At 71.9% G+C, this 17,138-nt stretch carries 11 protein-coding genes; 8 read left to right on the forward strand and 3 right to left on the reverse strand.

Annotated features, from left to right (window positions below):
• Positions 1-32 precede the first annotated feature (32 nt).
• The 5 genes from glgC to ACSYGO_RS38475 all read left to right on the forward strand — a co-directional run bounded on the left by glgC (position 33) and on the right by ACSYGO_RS38475 (position 9,834).
• The gene (gene glgC, locus ACSYGO_RS38455) at positions 33-1,253 is read left to right on the forward strand and encodes a glucose-1-phosphate adenylyltransferase (RefSeq protein ID WP_426676800.1); all 1,221 of its coding nucleotides are present in this window, start codon (positions 33-35) and stop codon (positions 1,251-1,253) included.
• Positions 1,254-1,511: 258 nt separating this feature from the next.
• Positions 1,512-4,121, forward strand: coding sequence for a PA14 domain-containing protein (locus ACSYGO_RS38460; RefSeq protein WP_460389479.1), 2,610 nt, complete (start codon positions 1,512-1,514; stop codon positions 4,119-4,121).
• Positions 4,122-4,357: 236 nt separating this feature from the next.
• Complete coding sequence (locus ACSYGO_RS38465) at positions 4,358-6,688, forward strand: GH92 family glycosyl hydrolase (RefSeq protein WP_460389480.1); 2,331 nt, start codon at positions 4,358-4,360, stop codon at positions 6,686-6,688.
• Between the two features lie 199 nt (positions 6,689-6,887).
• Entirely contained in the window at positions 6,888-8,216 is a 1,329-nt protein-coding gene (locus tag ACSYGO_RS38470) for a wax ester/triacylglycerol synthase family O-acyltransferase (protein WP_460389481.1), read from the forward strand.
• Between the two features lie 103 nt (positions 8,217-8,319).
• A complete protein-coding gene (locus tag ACSYGO_RS38475; protein WP_460389482.1) occupies positions 8,320-9,834 on the forward strand; it encodes an SDR family NAD(P)-dependent oxidoreductase in 1,515 nt (504 codons plus the stop codon).
• Positions 9,835-10,204: 370 nt separating this feature from the next.
• Here the strand turns inward: ACSYGO_RS38475 and ACSYGO_RS38480 are convergent, their stop codons facing one another.
• Together ACSYGO_RS38480 and ACSYGO_RS38485 are read right to left on the reverse strand one after the other, a co-directional pair.
• Positions 10,205-11,035: an SDR family oxidoreductase gene (locus ACSYGO_RS38480; RefSeq protein ID WP_426676795.1), complete on the reverse strand. Its 831-nt coding sequence runs from the start codon at positions 11,033-11,035 to the stop codon at positions 10,205-10,207.
• Between the two features lie 25 nt (positions 11,036-11,060).
• Positions 11,061-11,621, reverse strand: a complete 561-nt coding sequence (locus ACSYGO_RS38485; RefSeq protein ID WP_460389483.1) for an HD domain-containing protein — start codon at positions 11,619-11,621, stop codon at positions 11,061-11,063.
• A gap of 507 nt (positions 11,622-12,128) precedes the next feature.
• Between ACSYGO_RS38485 and ACSYGO_RS38490 the strand changes: the two genes are divergently transcribed.
• Together ACSYGO_RS38490 and ACSYGO_RS38495 are read left to right on the forward strand one after the other, a co-directional pair.
• Positions 12,129-12,302 carry a hypothetical protein gene (locus ACSYGO_RS38490; RefSeq protein ID WP_179332661.1) on the forward strand — a complete coding sequence of 58 codons (174 nt, stop codon included), beginning with the start codon at positions 12,129-12,131 and terminating at the stop codon, positions 12,300-12,302.
• A gap of 58 nt (positions 12,303-12,360) precedes the next feature.
• Entirely contained in the window at positions 12,361-12,843 is a 483-nt protein-coding gene (locus ACSYGO_RS38495; protein WP_432174036.1) for a GNAT family N-acetyltransferase, read from the forward strand.
• Between the two features lie 208 nt (positions 12,844-13,051).
• On the opposite strand, the gene ACSYGO_RS38500 is transcribed toward ACSYGO_RS38495, so the two are convergent.
• Positions 13,052-14,392: an amidase gene (locus ACSYGO_RS38500; RefSeq protein ID WP_460389484.1), complete on the reverse strand. Its 1,341-nt coding sequence runs from the start codon at positions 14,390-14,392 to the stop codon at positions 13,052-13,054.
• Positions 14,393-14,744: 352 nt separating this feature from the next.
• On the opposite strand from ACSYGO_RS38500, the gene ACSYGO_RS38505 reads away from it, so the two are divergent.
• Positions 14,745-17,120: an alpha-L-fucosidase gene (locus ACSYGO_RS38505; protein ID WP_460389485.1), complete on the forward strand. Its 2,376-nt coding sequence runs from the start codon at positions 14,745-14,747 to the stop codon at positions 17,118-17,120.
• Positions 17,121-17,138 lie beyond the last annotated feature (18 nt).

Consider the following 17,138-nt stretch of genomic DNA (forward strand, 5'->3'; position numbering starts at 1 on the left):
ACGGCCCGACCGGGCGTAGAGGGGCGGCGATCATGCGGCGCGGTGGGCCTTCGGTGCTGGGAATCGTACTGGCGGGTGGAGAGGGCAAGAGGCTCATGCCCCTCACCGCGGACCGCGCGAAACCCGCGGTCACCTTCGGCGGCACGTACCGCCTCGTCGACTTCGTGCTCTCCAATCTCGTCAACGCCGACATCCTGCGCGTCTGCGTACTGACGCAGTACAAGTCGCACTCACTGGACCGGCACGTGACGACGACCTGGCGGATGTCCAGCCTGCTCGGCAACTACGTCACGCCCGTCCCGGCACAGCAACGGCTGGGCCCGCGCTGGTACTTGGGCAGCGCCGACGCGATCCTGCAGTCCCTGAACCTCGTGTACGACGAACAGCCCGACTACATCGCGGTGTTCGGCGCCGACCACGTCTACCGCATGGACCCGCGCCAGATGCTCGCCCAGCACATCGAGGGCGGCGCGGGCGTGACGGTGGCCGGGATACGCGTGCCGCGCGCGGAGTCCTCGTCCTTCGGGGTGATCAGTCCGGGCTCCGACGGACAGACGGTGCAGGGCTTCCTGGAGAAGCCCGCCGATCCGCCGGGGCTGCCGGACGACCCGGGGTGCGTGTTCGCCTCCATGGGCAACTACATCTTCACCACCAAGGCCCTCATCGAGGCGCTCCAGCGGGACGCCGAGGACGAGCACTCCGTGCACGACATGGGCGGCTCGATCCTGCCGATGCTCACCGAGCGGGGCGAGGCGCAGCTGTACGACTTCAGCGACAACCACGTCCCGGGTGAGACCAGCCGGGACCAGGGCTACTGGCGCGACGTCGGCACCCTCGACGCGTACTACGAGGCTCACATGGACCTGATCGCCGAGCGGCCGGCGTTCAACCTGTACAACCGCAGCTGGCCCGTCTACACCCACTCCGGGCAGCTGTCGCCCGCGAGATTCAACGCCGGGGGCATCGCGGGGGAGTCCATCATCAGCGCGGGCTGCCTGATCCGCGGGCAGGTCACCCGGTCCGTGCTCTCCCCGGGCGTCGTCGTGGACCCGGGAGCGGTGGTGCAGGGGTCGGTGCTGCACGACAACGTGCACATCGGCCGGGGTGCCGTGGTGCGCGGCGCGATCCTCGACAAGAACGTCGAGGTGCCGCCGGGGGCGACGATCGGCGTCAACCCGGAGCGGGACGCGGACCTCTACACGGTCTCCAAGGCCGGGGTGATCGCGCTGGGCAAGGGCCAGCGCGTGTCGTAGACCCGCCGGTCCCACGGCCCCCGGTGCGCCTTTCCGGCACCGGGGCCGTCGCCGTGTCCGCTCGCCGCCACCATCCCGGCGTGCTGCGTGGGCCTGCGCCGGGTCCGGCCGCCGCCGTCGCGCCGTGCGGCGCCGTCCCGCCCTGTCAGGTCCCTGGACAGGAAGCGGAACCCCGTGTTGTCATGCCAACTGCTCTCGTTTACAACGTTGTTCAACACCTGCACGTGCCCACACACCCGTCCTCGACGAGGAGGATCCGTGCGCACCACCAGACTCGGAAGACTCAGGGGGCGCCTCGCCGCGCTGCTCGCCGTGGCCCTGGGCCCGGGCGGACTGGCCGCGGCGCCGGCGGCGGCCGACGACCCCGTGGAGATCCACGGGCTGAAGGGCGAGTACTACACCCAGTCCGCCCCCGGCGCCTTCGACTTCCACGAGCTCAAGGCCACCGGCTTCGACGCCCAGCTCGACTTCGCCGACCTCGAACCCCGGCTGCGCTTCACCACGGGCCAGGACAACGATGTCAGCGTCCGCTGGACCGGCAGGATCGTGCCCGAGAAGACGGGCCCCACCACCTTCTCCGTCATCGGTGACAACGGCTTCCGCCTCTGGATCGACGGCAGGCTCGTCATCGACCACTGGGTGGACGACTGGGACCGCGAACAGACCGCGCAGCCCGTCGACCTGACGGCCGGTCACGCCTATGACATCAAGCTGGAGTACTTCGAGCACTACGGCGGCTCCAACCTCCATCTGCGCTGGACCGAGCCGGGCGGCAGCAAGGTGCCCGTGCCGCAGTCGGCGTTCCGCCTGCCCGACGGCTACGACTACGACGGCGCCCTCGCCGCGACGGTCCTCGCCGACGGGCGCACCCTCAAGCTCGACTTCGCACGCCCCCTGGACCGCCTGCCCAGCGGCCTGACCGAGCACGTCAAGGCGGTCATCGGCGGCGCCGAATGGCCGCTCGGGAAGGCCCGGTCCGACCCCGCGGACCCCAGGTCCGTGCTCGTCGCGCTCAAGGAACCCGTCGTCGGCAACAAGACCGGCACCGCGCGCGGCACCGCCGACATCCGCTACGACGGCAACGGCGGACTCGCCGGCGGCGGGAAGGCGATCGGCGCCTTCTGGAGCAGCGGCCCCAACCGCTCCACGTACGAGTTGCGTACCCGGTGGGCCGACGACGTCGGACCGGACAACGCCCTGCCCGAGTATCCGAGGCCCCAACTGACGCGCACCGCCTGGAAGAACCTCAACGGCCGCTGGCAGTTCGCGGCGGCCGCGGCCGGTGAACGGCCGCCGGTGGGCAGGACCCTGGGCGAGCACATCCTCGTCCCGTACCCCGTGGAGTCACAGCTCTCCGGCCTCGAACGTCACGAGGACCGCATGTGGTACCGCCGCACGTTCACCGTCCCGGCGGACTGGCGGATCGGCTCCGGCAAGCGGCTGCGGCTCAACTTCGGCGCCGTCGACTGGCAGGCGAAGGTGTACGTCAACGGCGTCGAGGTGGCCGAACACCAGGGCGGCTACGACAAGTTCTCCGCCGACGTCACCGACGCGCTGAAACCGGGCCGCACCCAGGAGCTGATCGTCGGGGTGTACGACCCGACCGACGCGTCCGACGGGGAGAACCCGCCCGTCGGCAAGCAGCGCCTGGACCCGAGCGGCATCTGGTACACCCCGTCGTCCGGGATCTGGCAGACGGTGTGGATGGAACCGGTGGCGGCCGACCACGTCGACTCGCTGAAGCTCACACCGGACGTCCCGGCCGGCAAGGTCACCGTGGAGCCCAGGGGCGTGCGCGACGGACTGCCGTTCACGGCGACCGCCTACGACGGGAAGCGGAAGGTCGCGACCGCGACCGGGCGCACCGGGCGGCCACTCGCCCTGGACATCGCGGAGCCGCACCTGTGGTCCCCGGACGACCCGTTCCTGTACGACCTGGTGGTCACTGTGGGAGCGGACCGCGTCGACAGCTACTTCGGGATGCGGTCGATCGCCGTGCAGAAGGTCGACGGCACCCCGCGCACCCTCCTCAACGGCAGGCCCGTGTTCATGATGGCCACCCTCGACCAGGGTTTCTGGCCCGACGGTCTGCACACCGCGCCGACGGACGAGGCCCTCGCGTACGACCTGCGGATGCACAAGCAGCTCGGCTACAACGCGGTGCGCAAGCACATCAAGGTGGAGCCCGACCGCTGGTTCTACTGGGCGGACCGGCTGGGCCTGCTGGTCTGGCAGGACATGCCCGCGATGACCGCCGGGGTGAACCCGAGCGCCGCGTCGCGCGCCGAGTACGAACGCGAGATGAAACGGATGATCGAGGATCACGTCAGCAGCCCGTCGGTGGTCATGTGGGTGACGTTCAACGAGGGCTGGGGCCAGTACGACGAGGCCCGGATCGCCGACCAGGCCAAGGCCTGGGACCCGACGCGGCTCGTGAACGGCATGTCCGGCCTCAACCTCGGGGCGGACGGCGGCACCGGCGACATCATGGACGAGCACGGCTACCCGAGTCCCGCGCTGCCGCCCTCCCCGGACGGTGAACGCGCCCTCGTCAGCGGTGAGTACGGCGGTCTCGGCCTGGCGGTGCCCGGGCACGCCTGGTCCGTCCAGCAGTCGTACGTGGACGTGGACCCCGCGGCGTACACCGACGGCTATCTGGCCCGCCTCGACGAGGTGCGCGCGCTCGCCTGCCGCGGCGGCAACGGCGCGGTCTACACCCAGATCTCGGACGTGGAGGGCGAGCTCAACGGCCTCATGACCTATGACCGCCGGGTCGTGAAGCCGGACGTCGCCCGGGTGCGTGCCGCGCACGAGGCGCTCATCCGCGACGCGTCCCGGGCCGCGCCCGCGGGCTGCCCCGGAACCTGATCCGGCGCAGCCTCCCGGGCGGCCCGCCGGTCGCCCGGGAACCCGGCCGCACCCCCGTGCCGGGCTGCCCGCGCGGCCGCCCGGCAAGCCCCGCCGGCACCCGTTCCCGGAGCCGCGGGCCGACCGCGGGCCCCCGCCCGCGCCGCGGCCCCGGCACGGCCCACGGGCCGCCGGGAAAAGGGCCGGCCACCCCCGACCATCAGCATCACGACGTCGACCCACCGGAGGTCTCCCGCATGAGATGGACCCGGCGCCTGCGCCTGTTCACGGCCGGGCTGGTGACAGCGTCCGCGCTGTTCGCCCTGCCCACCGCACAGGCCGCCGAACCGAGCGACGGCCGCCTCACCGATCTGGTCAACGCGTTCATCGGCACCGAGAACGAGGGCAACACCTACCCCGGCGCCGCCGTGCCCTTCGGCATGGTGCAGTTCTCGCCGGACACCGGCCACAACACCGGCTACGACTACTCGCAGAACCACATCCGCGGCTTCTCCCTCGTCCATCTCTCCGGTGTCGGATGCGGCCTCGGCGGCGACCTGCCCGTGCTGCCGACCACGGGCGACGTCACGCGGACGGACTACGCGCAGTACCAGGCGGAGTTCGGCCACGAGAGCGAGAAGGCCGAACCCGGCTACTACCGCGTCGGCCTGAAGACGGGCATCGACGCCGAGCTGACCGCGACCGAGCGCACCGGCGTGCAGCGCTACACCTTCCCGGCCACGGACAAGGCCAACGTCCTGCTGAACACGGGCCAGTCGCTGCACAGGACGCTCTCCACCAAGGTCGAGATCCTCGACGACCGCACGGTGCGCACGGCGATCACCGGCAGCGGCTTCTGCCAGGACACCCGGCCCTACACCGTGTACACGATCACCCGCTTCGACCGGCCCTTCACGACCTCCGGCACGTGGAACGGCGACACCGTCACCGAGGGCTCCAAGAACACGGCGGGCACCGGACGCGCCGGCGCCTTCGTCCGCTTCGACACGACGAAGGACCGTACGGTCGAGGCGACCACCGCGCTGTCGTACGTGGACGCGCACGGCGCCGAGGTCAACCTCCGGTCCGAGGGCGGCCGTTCGTTCGACGCCGTTCGCGCCGGCGCCCACCGCGCGTGGGAGGACCGGCTCGACGACGTACGGGTCCGGGGCGGCGCAGACTCCCTGCGCCGGACCTTCTACTCGTCGCTCTACCGCTCCTTTTTGGCCCCCAACATCGGCAGCGACGCCGACGGCCGCTACACCGGCTGGGACCAGAAGATCCACCGCGCCCGGGGCTTCACCTACTACCAGAACTGGTCGCTCTGGGACACCTACCGCACCCAGTCGCAGCTGCTGTCCCTGCTCGCGCCGCGCGAGGCACGGGACATGGCGATCTCCGTCATCAAGATCGACGAGGAGAGCGGCTGGCTGCCCAAGTGGGGGTACGGCACGGTCGAGACGAACATCATGACCGGCGACCCCGTCACCCCGTTCCTCACCAACGCCTACCAGCAGGGCCTGCTCAAGGGGTACGAGGAGCGGGCCTACCGGGCCCTGAAGAAGAACGCCGACGGGGTGCCGCCCGCCGACTCGCCCGCCGTGGGACGCGAGGCGAACAAGGAGTACGTCGCGAACGGCTTCGTGCCCTACGTCAAGGACCGCCCCCACGCGAAGCCCGGCGACTCGGACTACGACCACGGCGCCTCCGCGACGCTCGAATACGCCCTGTCGGACGCGATGCTCGGGGCGATGGCGCGTGACCTCGGCCACGACGCGGACGCCGCCCGCTATGCCGCGCGGGCCCAGAACTACCGCAGGATCCACGACGGTTCGACCGGCTTCTTCCGCGCACGGGACGCCTCGGGCGCCTTCACCGGACCGGCGGACCCCGCCCTGAGCGAGGGCTTCCACGAGGGCACGTCCTGGCAGTACCAGTGGCTCGTGCCGCAGGACCTGCCGGGCATGGTCGGCCTGATCGGCGGCAAACAGGCGGCGAACGACCGGCTCGACTCGTTCTTCGCGTACGACCAGCTGCTGAAGGACCCGGCGAAGACCGCCCGGGAGGTGTGGGTCAACGGCCCGTACGACTACTACAACGCGGACAAGTACAACCCGCAGAACGAGCCCGACCTCATCGCCCCGTACACGTACCTGTCGACCGGGCAGCCGTGGAAGACGACCGACGTGGTGCACGCCGCCCTGACCCTGTTCACCGACGGGCCGACGGGCATGACCGGGAACGACGACCTGGGCACGATGTCCGCCTGGAACGTGCTCTCGTCCATCGGGATCTTCCCGGTCCAGCCGGGCTACGACACCTGGGGCCTGTCGACCCCCGTGTTCGAGCGGGTGGACCTGACCCTCGACCGGCGCTACTACCCGCGCGGCGCCCTGACCGTCACGGCGCCGGGCACCTCGGACGGCGAGCGGTACATCCGGTCGGCCCAGGTCGACGGGACACCGTACGACCGGACGTACCTGACCACCGACACGCTGCGGGACTCGCGCACGCTCGCCTTCACGGTGGGGGCCGAGCCGTCCGAGTGGGGGACGTCCGACGGAGCCGCGCCGCCCGCCCTGAACTGACCGCCGCCGCGCCGGGAGCACCGGTCGCGCACCACGAGCCCCACGAGGCTCAGCAGTCGCGCAAATGTCCCGCCCCTCACTCTTGGGGCGGGACTTAATCTGCTGTTAACTGTGCGTAGCTTGATCGTACTTGACCGTAATCGCCTGTCGGGGTTTGACTGCTTGTCTCCACCCCCGTCGTCGACGCGAGAGCAAACCTTTGACTTCAGATCCGCTGGCACCACTCGACCTGGCGTTCTGGAACATCGAGTCCGCCGAGCATCCCATGCATCTGGGTGCCCTGGGCGTCTTCACCGCCCACTCGCCCACCGCGGGCGCGCACGCCGCGGACCTGCTCGCGGCCCGCGCCGCCGCGGTGCCCGGGCTGCGCATGCGCATCCGCGACGTGTGGCAGCCGCTGGCCCCGCTCGCCTTCGGCAGCGCGACCCGCGAAGCCGCCCCCGACTTCGAACCGCTCGACCACGTCCGGCTGCACGCGCCGACGGACGACTTCCAGGCCGCCGCGGGCCGGCTCATGGAGCGTCCGCTGGAGCGCGGCCGGCCGCCGTGGGAGGCGCACGTCCTGCCCGGCGCGGACGGCGTCTCCTTCGCCGTCCTCTTCAAGTTCCACCATGCGCTCGCCGACGGCCTCAGGGCGCTGATGCTCGCCGCCGCGATCATGGACCCGATGGACATGCCGGAGCCCCGCCAGCGCCCCGCGGAGGCCCCCAGGGGACTCCTCCCCGACGTCCGCAAGCTGCCCGGCCTGGTCCGCGGCACCCTCACCGACGTGGGCCGCGCCCTCGACATCGGCACCTCGGTCGCCCGCGCCACCCTGGACGTGCGGTCCTCACCCGCGCTCACCTCCGAGCCCACCGGGACCCGCCGCACCGCGGGCGTGGTCCTCGACCTCGACGACGTGCACCGCGTCCGCAAGACCGTCGGCGGCACCGTCAACGACGTCCTGATCGCCGTCGTCGCCGGCGCCCTGCGCTGCTGGCTGGACGAGCGCGGCGACGGCAGCGAGGGGGTCGCCCCGCGCGCCCTGATCCCCGTCTCCCGGCGCCGGCCGCGCACCGCGCACCCACAGGGCAACCGACTCTCCGGTTACTTGATACGGCTTCCCGTCGACGACCCCGACCCGCTCGGACGGCTGCGCGCGGTGCGCACGGCCATGGACCGCAACAAGGACGCGGGGCCCAACCGGGGAGCGGGCGCGGTCGCGCTGCTGGCCGACCACGTGCCGCCGCTCGGGCACCGGCTCGGCGGGCCCGTCGTCGGACAGGCGGCCCGGCTGCTCTTCGACATCCTCGTCACGAGCGTGCCGCTGCCCAGCCTCGGCCTGCGGCTCGGCGGCTGCCCGCTCGCCGAGGTCTACCCCTTCGCCCCGCTCGCCCGCGGACAGGCGCTGGCGGTGGCCGTCTCGACCTACCGTGGCCGAGTTCACTACGGACTCGTCGCCGACGCGAAAGCCGTGCCCGACCTGGGGCTGCTGGCGCGTGCGCTGTCCGAGGAGGTGGAGACCCTGATCACCGCCTGCCGTTCCTGATCACCACGGGTTTGGCGCCGCGCACGATTGCTCCGTAAAATTCCGCCTTCGACAGCGAGCGCGGTTCGAACGCGGCGCACGGACCCGAGGAACGGCCAAGGCGATGACGGTGACAGAGGACGGCCAGGCGACCCCCGCCGTGGACACGGCAGAGGCGGCGGGGTTCTCGTACGGCCCCGGTATCGACCCGGAGCGGCTGGCCGTCTGCCTCAGCGTGCTCGACGAGCTCGACAAGCTGGAGGTCGACCACCCCGACGCCATCACCGTGCGCCGGGCCACCGCCGGCATCTACCGCACGGTGAAGCAGCGCCGCCGCCAGGAGCGCCGGGCCGCCAAGACCGCCCACGACAAGGCGGTCACCGAGGCCACCGCGACCGGCTCCGCCCAGCGCATCGACGACGAGACCGAGGGCATCCTGCCGTCGTCGGTCACCGAGGCGGGCCAGGTCGCCGGGATACTCCAGCGCCCCCGGTCCTGCTACACCTGCAAGGCCCGCTACGTCGAGGTCGACTACTTCTACCACCAGCTCTGTCCCGACTGCGCCCGGACGAACCGCTCCAAGCGCGACGCCCGCGCCGACCTCACGGGCAAGCGCGCCCTGCTCACCGGCGGCCGCGCCAAGATCGGCATGTACATCGCGCTGCGGCTGCTGCGCGACGGCGCCCACACCACGATCACCACCCGCTTCCCCAAGGACGCCATCCGCCGCTTCAAGGCCATGGACGACTCCGCGGACTGGATCCACCGGCTGGAGGTCGTCGGGATAGACCTGCGCGACCCGGCGCAGGCCGTCGCACTCGCCGAGCAGGTCACCGAGGCGGGTCCGCTCGACATCCTGATCAACAACGCGACGCAGACCGTGCGCCGTCTGCCCTCCGCGTACGCGGCCCTGGTCGACGGCGAGAGCGCCCCGCTGCCCGCCGGGGAGCTCCCCGCCCACCATGTCATCGGCGCCTTCGGCTCCGGAGCCGTCGACGGCATCGCCGCGCTGCCCCTCGGCAGCAGCGGACTGGACGCGCAGAGGGTCGCCGACCTCGCGCTCGTCGCGGGCAACGCCAGCGTCGCCCGGCACCTCGACGGCACCGCCATCGACGCCGGCGGCCTCGTCCCCGACGTCGTCGACACCAACACCTGGGTGCAGACCATCGACCAGATCTCGCCGGTCGAGCTCCTCGAGACCCAGCTGTGCAACTACACGTCGCCGTTCATCCTGATCAGCGCCCTGCGTCCGGCGATGGCGGACGCCGCGAAGAAGGCCGCCAGCGGCCGTTCCTACGTCGTCAACGTCTCGGCGATGGAAGGCGTCTTCGGCCGCGGCTACAAGGGCGCCGGACACCCCAACACCAACGCCGCCAAGGCGGCCATGAACATGGTCACGCGGACCAGCGCCCAGGAGATGTTCCAGACCGACGGCATCCTCATGACCTCCGTCGACACCGGCTGGATCACCGACGAGCGTCCGCACTACGACAAGCTGCGCCTCGCCGAGGCCGGTTTCCACGCCCCGCTCGACCTCGTCGACGGCGCGGCCCGCGTCTACGACCCCATCGTCCGCGGCGAGCAGGGCGAGGACCTCTTCGGCGTCTTCATGAAGGACTACGAGCCGGGCAAGTGGTGAGCGCGGGCGGGGGGCTCCGGGACGCCGCCGCCTTCCGGACCTCCGCCGCGTGACACGCCGTACGTCCCGGGAGCCGGACGGGGTACCTCCTCGGGTTCCCGGGCTCCGGCCCGCAGCGCCCGGCGCACGGCGACGGGCGCCACGAGTCCCGTCGCCGCGAACAGGGCGCCGACCACGTACCAGCCGGGCCGGCCCCGGCTGATGCACAGGGCGATGAGCAGCCCGGGGCCGAGAGCCCAGCGATAAGGGGTTGTTCGGCCGTGTCCCGTGTTCTCCGGCGTCCCCTGTCGCACGGGGTCGGTGGGCGGCGTTCGGCGTGCGCCCGCGGGGGCGGCCCCGGTGTGCCGGTGCCGTGGGTGCGCGGTCGCGGCTAGCCGGTGCCGGGCCCGGAGTCGGGGGTGCGGGTCCGCAGGCGGTCCTGGACGGCCCCGCCCGCCCCGCCCGGGGCGTACGCGGCCCGGACGCGGGTTCCGCCGTCGACCAGCAGGTCCGCGCCGGTGATCCACTCGGCCGCGTCCGAGGCCAGCCAGACCACCGCGCGAGCGATGTCCTCGGGCAGTCCCAGGCGGCCGAGCGGAAGTCCGGCCCCCAGTTCCTCCTCGCAGCCCTCCCACACGAAGCGGGCCATCTCGGTGCGGACGAGTCCGGGGGAGACGGAGTTGACCCGGACCTTCGGCGCCAGCTCGCCCGCGAGCTGGCGCGTCAGGTGCAGCAGAGCGGCCTTGCTGGTGCCGTACGCGCCCACCCGGGGGCCGACATGGCCGGCGCCCTCCGTGCAGACGTTGACGACCGCGCCGCCGTGCTCGCCCATCCACGCCCGCCAGGCGAGCTGGACCAGACGCAGCGGCGCCTCCACGTTGGCGGTGAACGCCGCGCGCCAGCGGTCCGGGTCGGCGTCCATCAGGGGGCCGTAGGGCTGATTGGTGGCCGCGTTGTTCACCACGACGTCGATGCGCCCGAACTCCGCGAGCGTGCGGTCCGTCAGCTCCCGCAGGTGCCCGGGGTCGGCGACCGAACCGGCCAGCCCGATGCCGCCCACCCGCCGTGCGGCCCGGTGCACCGCGTCCGCGTCCCGCGCGGTGACGCACACCCGGGCCCCCGCCCCGGCGAGCGCCTCGGCGACGGCGAGACCGATTCCGCGCGAGGCGCCCGTGACGATGGCGACCCGGCCCTCGAACCCGTACGGAGACGTCGGCGTCATCCGCGTACCGTCTCATGACGGACCGTCAGTCGACAGCCCCGAGCCGCGCGTGCTGTGCGGCGACCAGCTCCAGGACCGTGCGCCAGTCCTCCATGACCCCGGCGTCCAGACCGACCACCTTGCCCGCGTCGTCGGCCTGCCGCAGCGTCACCGCGTCCTCGGCCAGTGGATCGTGTTCGAACGCGGCCGCCTCCCGCGGTGTCATCGGTCCGCCCTGGCGGGTCAGCGTCAGCGCGCTCTGCGGGGACAGTGCCCGGCCCGGTGACGTGGCGGCGAGGTAACGCTTGGCCGTCACGTGCAGGCGGACCAGGCGGGAGACCCGCTCGCCGAGCAGGGGGCGGACCGCATCGGCGGCGTGGTCGGCGTGCCCGGCGTCGTCCCCGGGCCTGAGCAGGTGCCCGATGTCGTGCACCAGGCCGGCCACCTGGAGCTCCTTGTCACTGGGATGGCCGCGCCGCAGCAGCGCGGCGGTCTGCAGTGCGTGATCATGCAGATCGACAGGGTCGCCGCTGCGGTCCGGGCTGTCCCAGGCACCCCGGCAGGCGTGCAGCAGATCCATCAGCTCCTCGACGCTGCGCAGTTCCATGCGTCAGTCCTCCCGCGAGAAAAGCCGTTGCCGTGCGTCAGCAGATCATGGCCGCCTTGCGTTTCGGCCAACGGGACCTGAACTGCACGCCCGTGTTCGGAAGCGGCTCCGGTGCCGGTCCTGTCGGCTGCCGGTTCCCGAGTCGCCCATCGATGGTCGGAATTGAGCCAAATGGGTGGTGGCGAAGAGGGCATCATGTTTCAAATCGCCGCAGATCTGGGCCTGATGGGTGCCCCAGGACTTGTGACAGTAACGTTTTGTTTTCGGCCCCATCGAGCGGCCACCCGCTCATTTGGTTAACCTGTATCGGACGGACAGCCCTTCTGGTGTTCCACCCACACCCACGGTCCGTCCCGGGACAAGCCGGTCACCACGGCCTGCTCTCACACGAGTTACCGGCGCCACCGCGTCCTCTCACTGCCTTCGACTCAGACCCGAGCGGGCGTCAGGCGACCGGAGCGACGGTGGTGACGTCCCGAGGGTGACCCGACACATAAGGAGTGCGCGGTGACACCGGAGAAGAATCGCGATCAGCGCCCCAAGGAACAGACGGAGCGCACGGGCCGTGGGACCGAGAAGAAGCTCGGCAGCCTGGACGTGTGGGCCAGGTCCGCCCCGATCCGCCTCGCGGGGTACGAGGACGACCTCGCCGAGCCGCACATCCTGCCCAGCGTCGACTGACGCTCCGCGGGATGCACGTCGAGATCATCGTCGGCATGGGCGTGCCGGACTCACGCCCATGCTGATCAGAGAAGCCACGGCCGACGACTGGGCGAACATCTGGCCCTTCTGGCACCGTATCGTCGCCGCCCGCGAGACCTACGCCTGGGACCCGGACACCTCCGAGGAGGCGGCCCGCGTCCTGTGGGCGGGGCCGGGCAAGCACGTGTTCGTCGCCGAGGACGACTCCGGGACCGTGGTCGGATCGGCCTACGTCGCCCCCAACTACGGCGGCCCCGCCGCCCGGATCGCGAACGCCGGTTTCATGGTCGACCCGGACCACTCGGGACGCGGCATCGGCCGCGCGCTCGCCGAGCACATCCTGGCCGAGGCCAGGTCCGACGGCTACCGGGGCATGGTCTTCAACGCCGTCGTGGAGACCAACCCCGCCGTGGGACTGTGGACTTCGCTCGGTTTCCGGATCCTCGGCACGGTGCCGGACGCGTACGAGCACGCCCGGTTCGGACTGGTGGGGCTGCACATCATGTACCGGGATCTCTAGGGTCGCTCCTTCTGTACAGGGATCTCCAGGGCCGCTCCCTATGTACGGGGATCTTTGGGGCTGCTCCTTACGCGTCGGATCCTCCAGGGGCATCCCGTATGTACCGGGGCCTCTGGAGTCCGTACGCGTGTACCGGACCATCCGGGGCCTTCCCGGCCGGACAGGCCCCGGGGTCGTCCGCGCGACGGGAGGCGCCCGCGTCCGCGCGCTACTCCACGGGCGCGGTCCGCCGCCACGGGCGCGCCTGTTCCAGCCGGCCCGCCAGGTCGAGGAGCAGGGCCTCGGAGCCGGGCCGGCCCACGAGCTGCACCGCGCACGGAGCGCCGCCCGGCAGCGTGCCGAAGGGCACCGACATCGCCGGCCAGCCGGTCAGGTTCCACGGCGGAGTCATCGGCGAACAGGCGCTGTTGGCCACCAGATTGCGCAGCCAGCCCCGCTCGTGCCAGGCCGCGGCGGCCGGGCCGCGCCGGGCGAGCGCCGGTGTGAGCAGGACGTCGTGCTCCTCGAAGAACGGCTCCAGGCGCCGGCGCAGTTCCTCGCGGCGCCCGCTGGTGCGCACCCCGGCCACGAAGCGGCGTCCCACGGCGGCGTGCACACGGGTGCGCCGGGTGAGCCGGCGCGGGTCGAGGTCCTCGGCGTCCACGGCGGTGCCCGCCGTCCAGTGCGCGAGCGAGGTCGTGCCCAGCCACAGGGGATACGGCGGCTCGGCGGGCCGCACCTGGTGGCCCGCACCGGCCAGCGCCTCCGCGGCCTGCCGGGCCGCGGTCGTATACGGCCGGGTGACGCGCATTCCGGCCAGGGGGCTGCGCACGGAGAGGGCGACCTTCCGGGCGGTGGTCTCCCCGGGCTCTGCCGCCCCGCCGTCGGCGAGGACCGAGAACATCAGCCGCGCGTCCTGCACCGTCGTCGCCAGCGGGCCGTTCTCCGACATGCCGAACCAGTCGCCGTGACCGATGTCCGCCGGGATCACCCCGTGGCCCGGCTTCAGGCCGATGAGACCGCAGTGGGCGGCCGGGATGCGCAGCGAGCCCATGCCGTCGTTGCCGAGGGCGATCGGCACCATCCCGGCGGCGACCGCGGCGGCACTGCCGCCCGACGAGCCGCCCGCCGTGCGCGTGGTGTCCCACGGATTGCGGGCGGTGCCGTGCACGCCGTCCGTGGTGCCGAAGACGCAGAGTTCGGGCACGTTCGTCAGGCCCACGACCACGGCACCCGCGGCGCGCAGCCGGGCCACCGTCACATGGTCGTGGGCCGCGGGCGTGTCCGGGGTCGCGGCGGAGCCGTTGCGGTTCGACTCGCCCCGCACCGCGAGGTTGTCCTTGACCGCCACCGGCACGCCCGCGAGGGGGAGTCCGTCGAGGTCCCGCGCGGCCAGCGCCTCGGCCTCCGCGAGGGCGGACCCGGCCCGGACGGTGCGGAACGCGCCGATCCCGCCGTCGAGGCGTTCGATCCGCGCGAGATGCTCGGCCACCACCTCGCGGGGCGTGACCCGCTTCTCGCGAACGGCTGCGGCGATCTCGGCGGCGGTCCGGCCGACCCAGGTGGTCACGGGCGCTCCTAGGGCTCGTACGTGTGCGTCTCGTGGTTGCGTGCGCGCTTCCCGGTGCTCGTGCGCGAACGCTCACCCGAACTCGCGTGCGCGCGGGGCGTCCCCGCACGCCGACGAGTCCGTACTCGTGAGTAGTGCGAGGAGCACTCTGCCGGGGCCGGGGCGCCACGTCGAGAGGTACCGCCTCCCGGACCTGCGGCGCGGACCTCGCGGACCCCCCTGGCGCAGCTCTCACGTGAGTCCGGCAGCCGGGAGATCATCCGATCACTGCTCCAACTTCCGGTCCTGCGGGCCCCATTGACAGCTTTTTGTGGCGCATCAATCATCAGACATCCGATGAATGGAGCCGCTCATGAGCATGCATCCAAGACGTCAGGTACTGGGAGCCGCGGCGGGCGCCGCCGCGGCGGCCGCCCTTCCCCTCGCCGGCCCGGCACACGCGGGCAGCGCGGAACAGGGACGGCCTGAGCCGGCCGGGGCCGCCGGCGAGGCAGCCGCGGACCAGTGGGTCACGGTCCCCGATCCGGTCCCCGTCCCGCTCGACGCGCACTTCGACAACGACGGCCTCGACACCGCCGCGGCACGCGGCGGGAACTTCGACGGCTCCGGCTACACCTTCCCGGGTGAGGAGCTCCCGGCCGGCCCCGTCGAGGTGAACGGCACCGCCTTCCGGTTCCCCTCCTCCGGCGCGGGCGCCCGGAACAACGTGGTCGCCCTCGGGCAGCGCATCGACCTGCCCAAAGGGCGCTACCTGTCCGCCCTGTTCCTCACCGCGGGCAGCTACGGCAACGCCTCGGGCCAGGCCACCGTGCACTACGCCGACGGCTCCACGACGACCGCCGGACTCGGCGGCTCGGACTGGTACGCGGGCGGCGGTTCCCTGTCGGCGCCGTACCGCTACAAGCCGGACGGCACCAAGGACGCGCACCCCGTCGGGATCGGCACGGCGGAGGTCTGGATGGACCCGCAGCGCGAGGCCGTCGCCCTGACCCTGCCCACCACCGACCCCGCCGAGGAGAACAAGACCTCCCTGCACGTCTTCGCCCTGTCCCTGCAACCCGCCGCCCAGGGGCGGGCCCTGGCCCTGCGGGACGCGCACTCCACCTTCTCGCTCCTGGAGTCGAGCGGCGCCCAGAGCGTCGAGGCCACCGTCGTGAACGCGGGCTCCGTCACCCTCCTCGCCGCGGACCGGGTGACGGTCGGTGTCGACGTACCGGGCGCCCGCACCGTCGAGCCCGCGCACGTGACCCGCCTCGATCCCGGTGAGCAGGCACGCGTCAGGGTCGGCATCCGCAACCGCGTGGGCACGACACCGGGAACCGTCCGACGGGGCACGGTCACCGTCGGCGGACGCGGCGGCCGGGCCGCCTCCTCCGCCGCCGACCTCACGCTCGGGATCCCGGACTACCGGCCCACCGAGGAGTCGCTCTCCGGCCACCAGGCCCCCTACTGGTTCCACCGCGCCAAGTTCGGCATCTTCATCCACTGGGGCGTCTACTCGGTGCCCGCCTGGTCGCCCGTCGGCAAGCAGTACGCCGAGTGGTACTGGAACCACATGCAGAGCCCGGACAACGCCGTCCACGCGTACCACCGGGACACGTACGGGGAGGACTTCGCCTACGACGACTTCATCCCGATGTTCACGGCCGAGCGGTTCGACCCCAGGGCCTGGGTCGAGCTGTTCCGCGACGCGGGAGCCCAGTACCACGTGCTGACCTCGAAGCACCACGAGGGATTCGCGCTGTGGGACACCAAGGTCGCCGACCGCAACGCCGTGCGGATGGGCCCGAAGCGGGATCTGATCCGTGAACTCTTCGACGCCTCCAAGCGGTTCACGCCGGAACTGCACCGGGGCCTCTACTTCTCCATGCCCGAGTGGTTCAACCCCGACAACCCCTGGATGGGCCACGCCCCGCGCAATCCGTACACCCAGGAGCCCGTCCCGTACACCGGATACACCGCGGGCAAGGACTATGTGAAGGACTATCAGGCCCCGCAGATGCTGGAGCTGATCCACGGCTACGACCCGTCCGTGCTGTGGTGCGACATCGGCGGCGCCAACGACAGCCTGAACGTGCTCGCGGAGTACTTCAACCACGGCAAGAACCGCCCGCAGCCGTACGAGGTGGCCGTCAACAACCGTGCGGGCATCGGCTTCCACGACTTCACGACACCCGAGTACACGACGTACGAGAACACCGTCGTCGCCAAGTGGGAGTCCAGCAGGGGACTCGACCCGTTCAGCTACGGCTACAACCGGGCCACGCCGGACGCCGAGTACATGACCGCGGAGGAGGTCGTCCGCAGCCTCGTCGACATCGTCTCGAAGAACGGCAACTTCCTGCTCGACATCGGCCCGCGCGCCGACGGCACCATTCCGGAGATCATGCAGACCCGGCTGCGCGAGACCGGGCGCTGGCTGCGGACCAACGGCGAGGCGATCTACGACACCACGTACTGGTCGCGGATGGCGCAGCTCGGCGAGGACCTGCGGTTCACCGTGCGGCAGAACGAGGCCTTCTACATCCACTCGCTGGCCGCCCCCGGCGCCCGGCTGACCGTCGAGGCACCGGTGCCGGTCCGCGCCGGGGACAAGGTGACCATGCTGGGCCACGACCGGCCGCTGAGCTGGACGGTGCGCAACGGCGCGCTGGTGATCGACGTACCGGAGACCGCCCGCCGGGCGGGACGGTACGTGTGGGTGTTCAAGGTGGACCAGCAGGTGTAACGGGCGGGGGAGCGGGGC

This window comes from Streptomyces krungchingensis, from assembly GCF_054729265.1.

Excerpts from the sequence above, each read along its gene's own strand:
- glgC (WP_426676800.1), top strand. The coding sequence starts at position 33 with ATGCGGCGCGGTGGGCCTTCGGTGCTGGGAATCGTACTGGCGGGTGGA.
- ACSYGO_RS38465 (WP_460389480.1), top strand. The coding sequence starts at position 4,358 with ATGAGATGGACCCGGCGCCTGCGCCTGTTCACGGCCGGGCTGGTGACA.
- ACSYGO_RS38475 (WP_460389482.1), top strand. The coding sequence starts at position 8,320 with ATGACGGTGACAGAGGACGGCCAGGCGACCCCCGCCGTGGACACGGCA.
- ACSYGO_RS38480 (WP_426676795.1), bottom strand. The coding sequence starts at position 11,035 with ATGACGCCGACGTCTCCGTACGGGTTCGAGGGCCGGGTCGCCATCGTC.
- ACSYGO_RS38485 (WP_460389483.1), bottom strand. The coding sequence starts at position 11,621 with ATGGAACTGCGCAGCGTCGAGGAGCTGATGGATCTGCTGCACGCCTGC.
- ACSYGO_RS38495 (WP_432174036.1), top strand. The coding sequence starts at position 12,361 with ATGCTGATCAGAGAAGCCACGGCCGACGACTGGGCGAACATCTGGCCC.
- ACSYGO_RS38505 (WP_460389485.1), top strand. The coding sequence starts at position 14,745 with ATGAGCATGCATCCAAGACGTCAGGTACTGGGAGCCGCGGCGGGCGCC.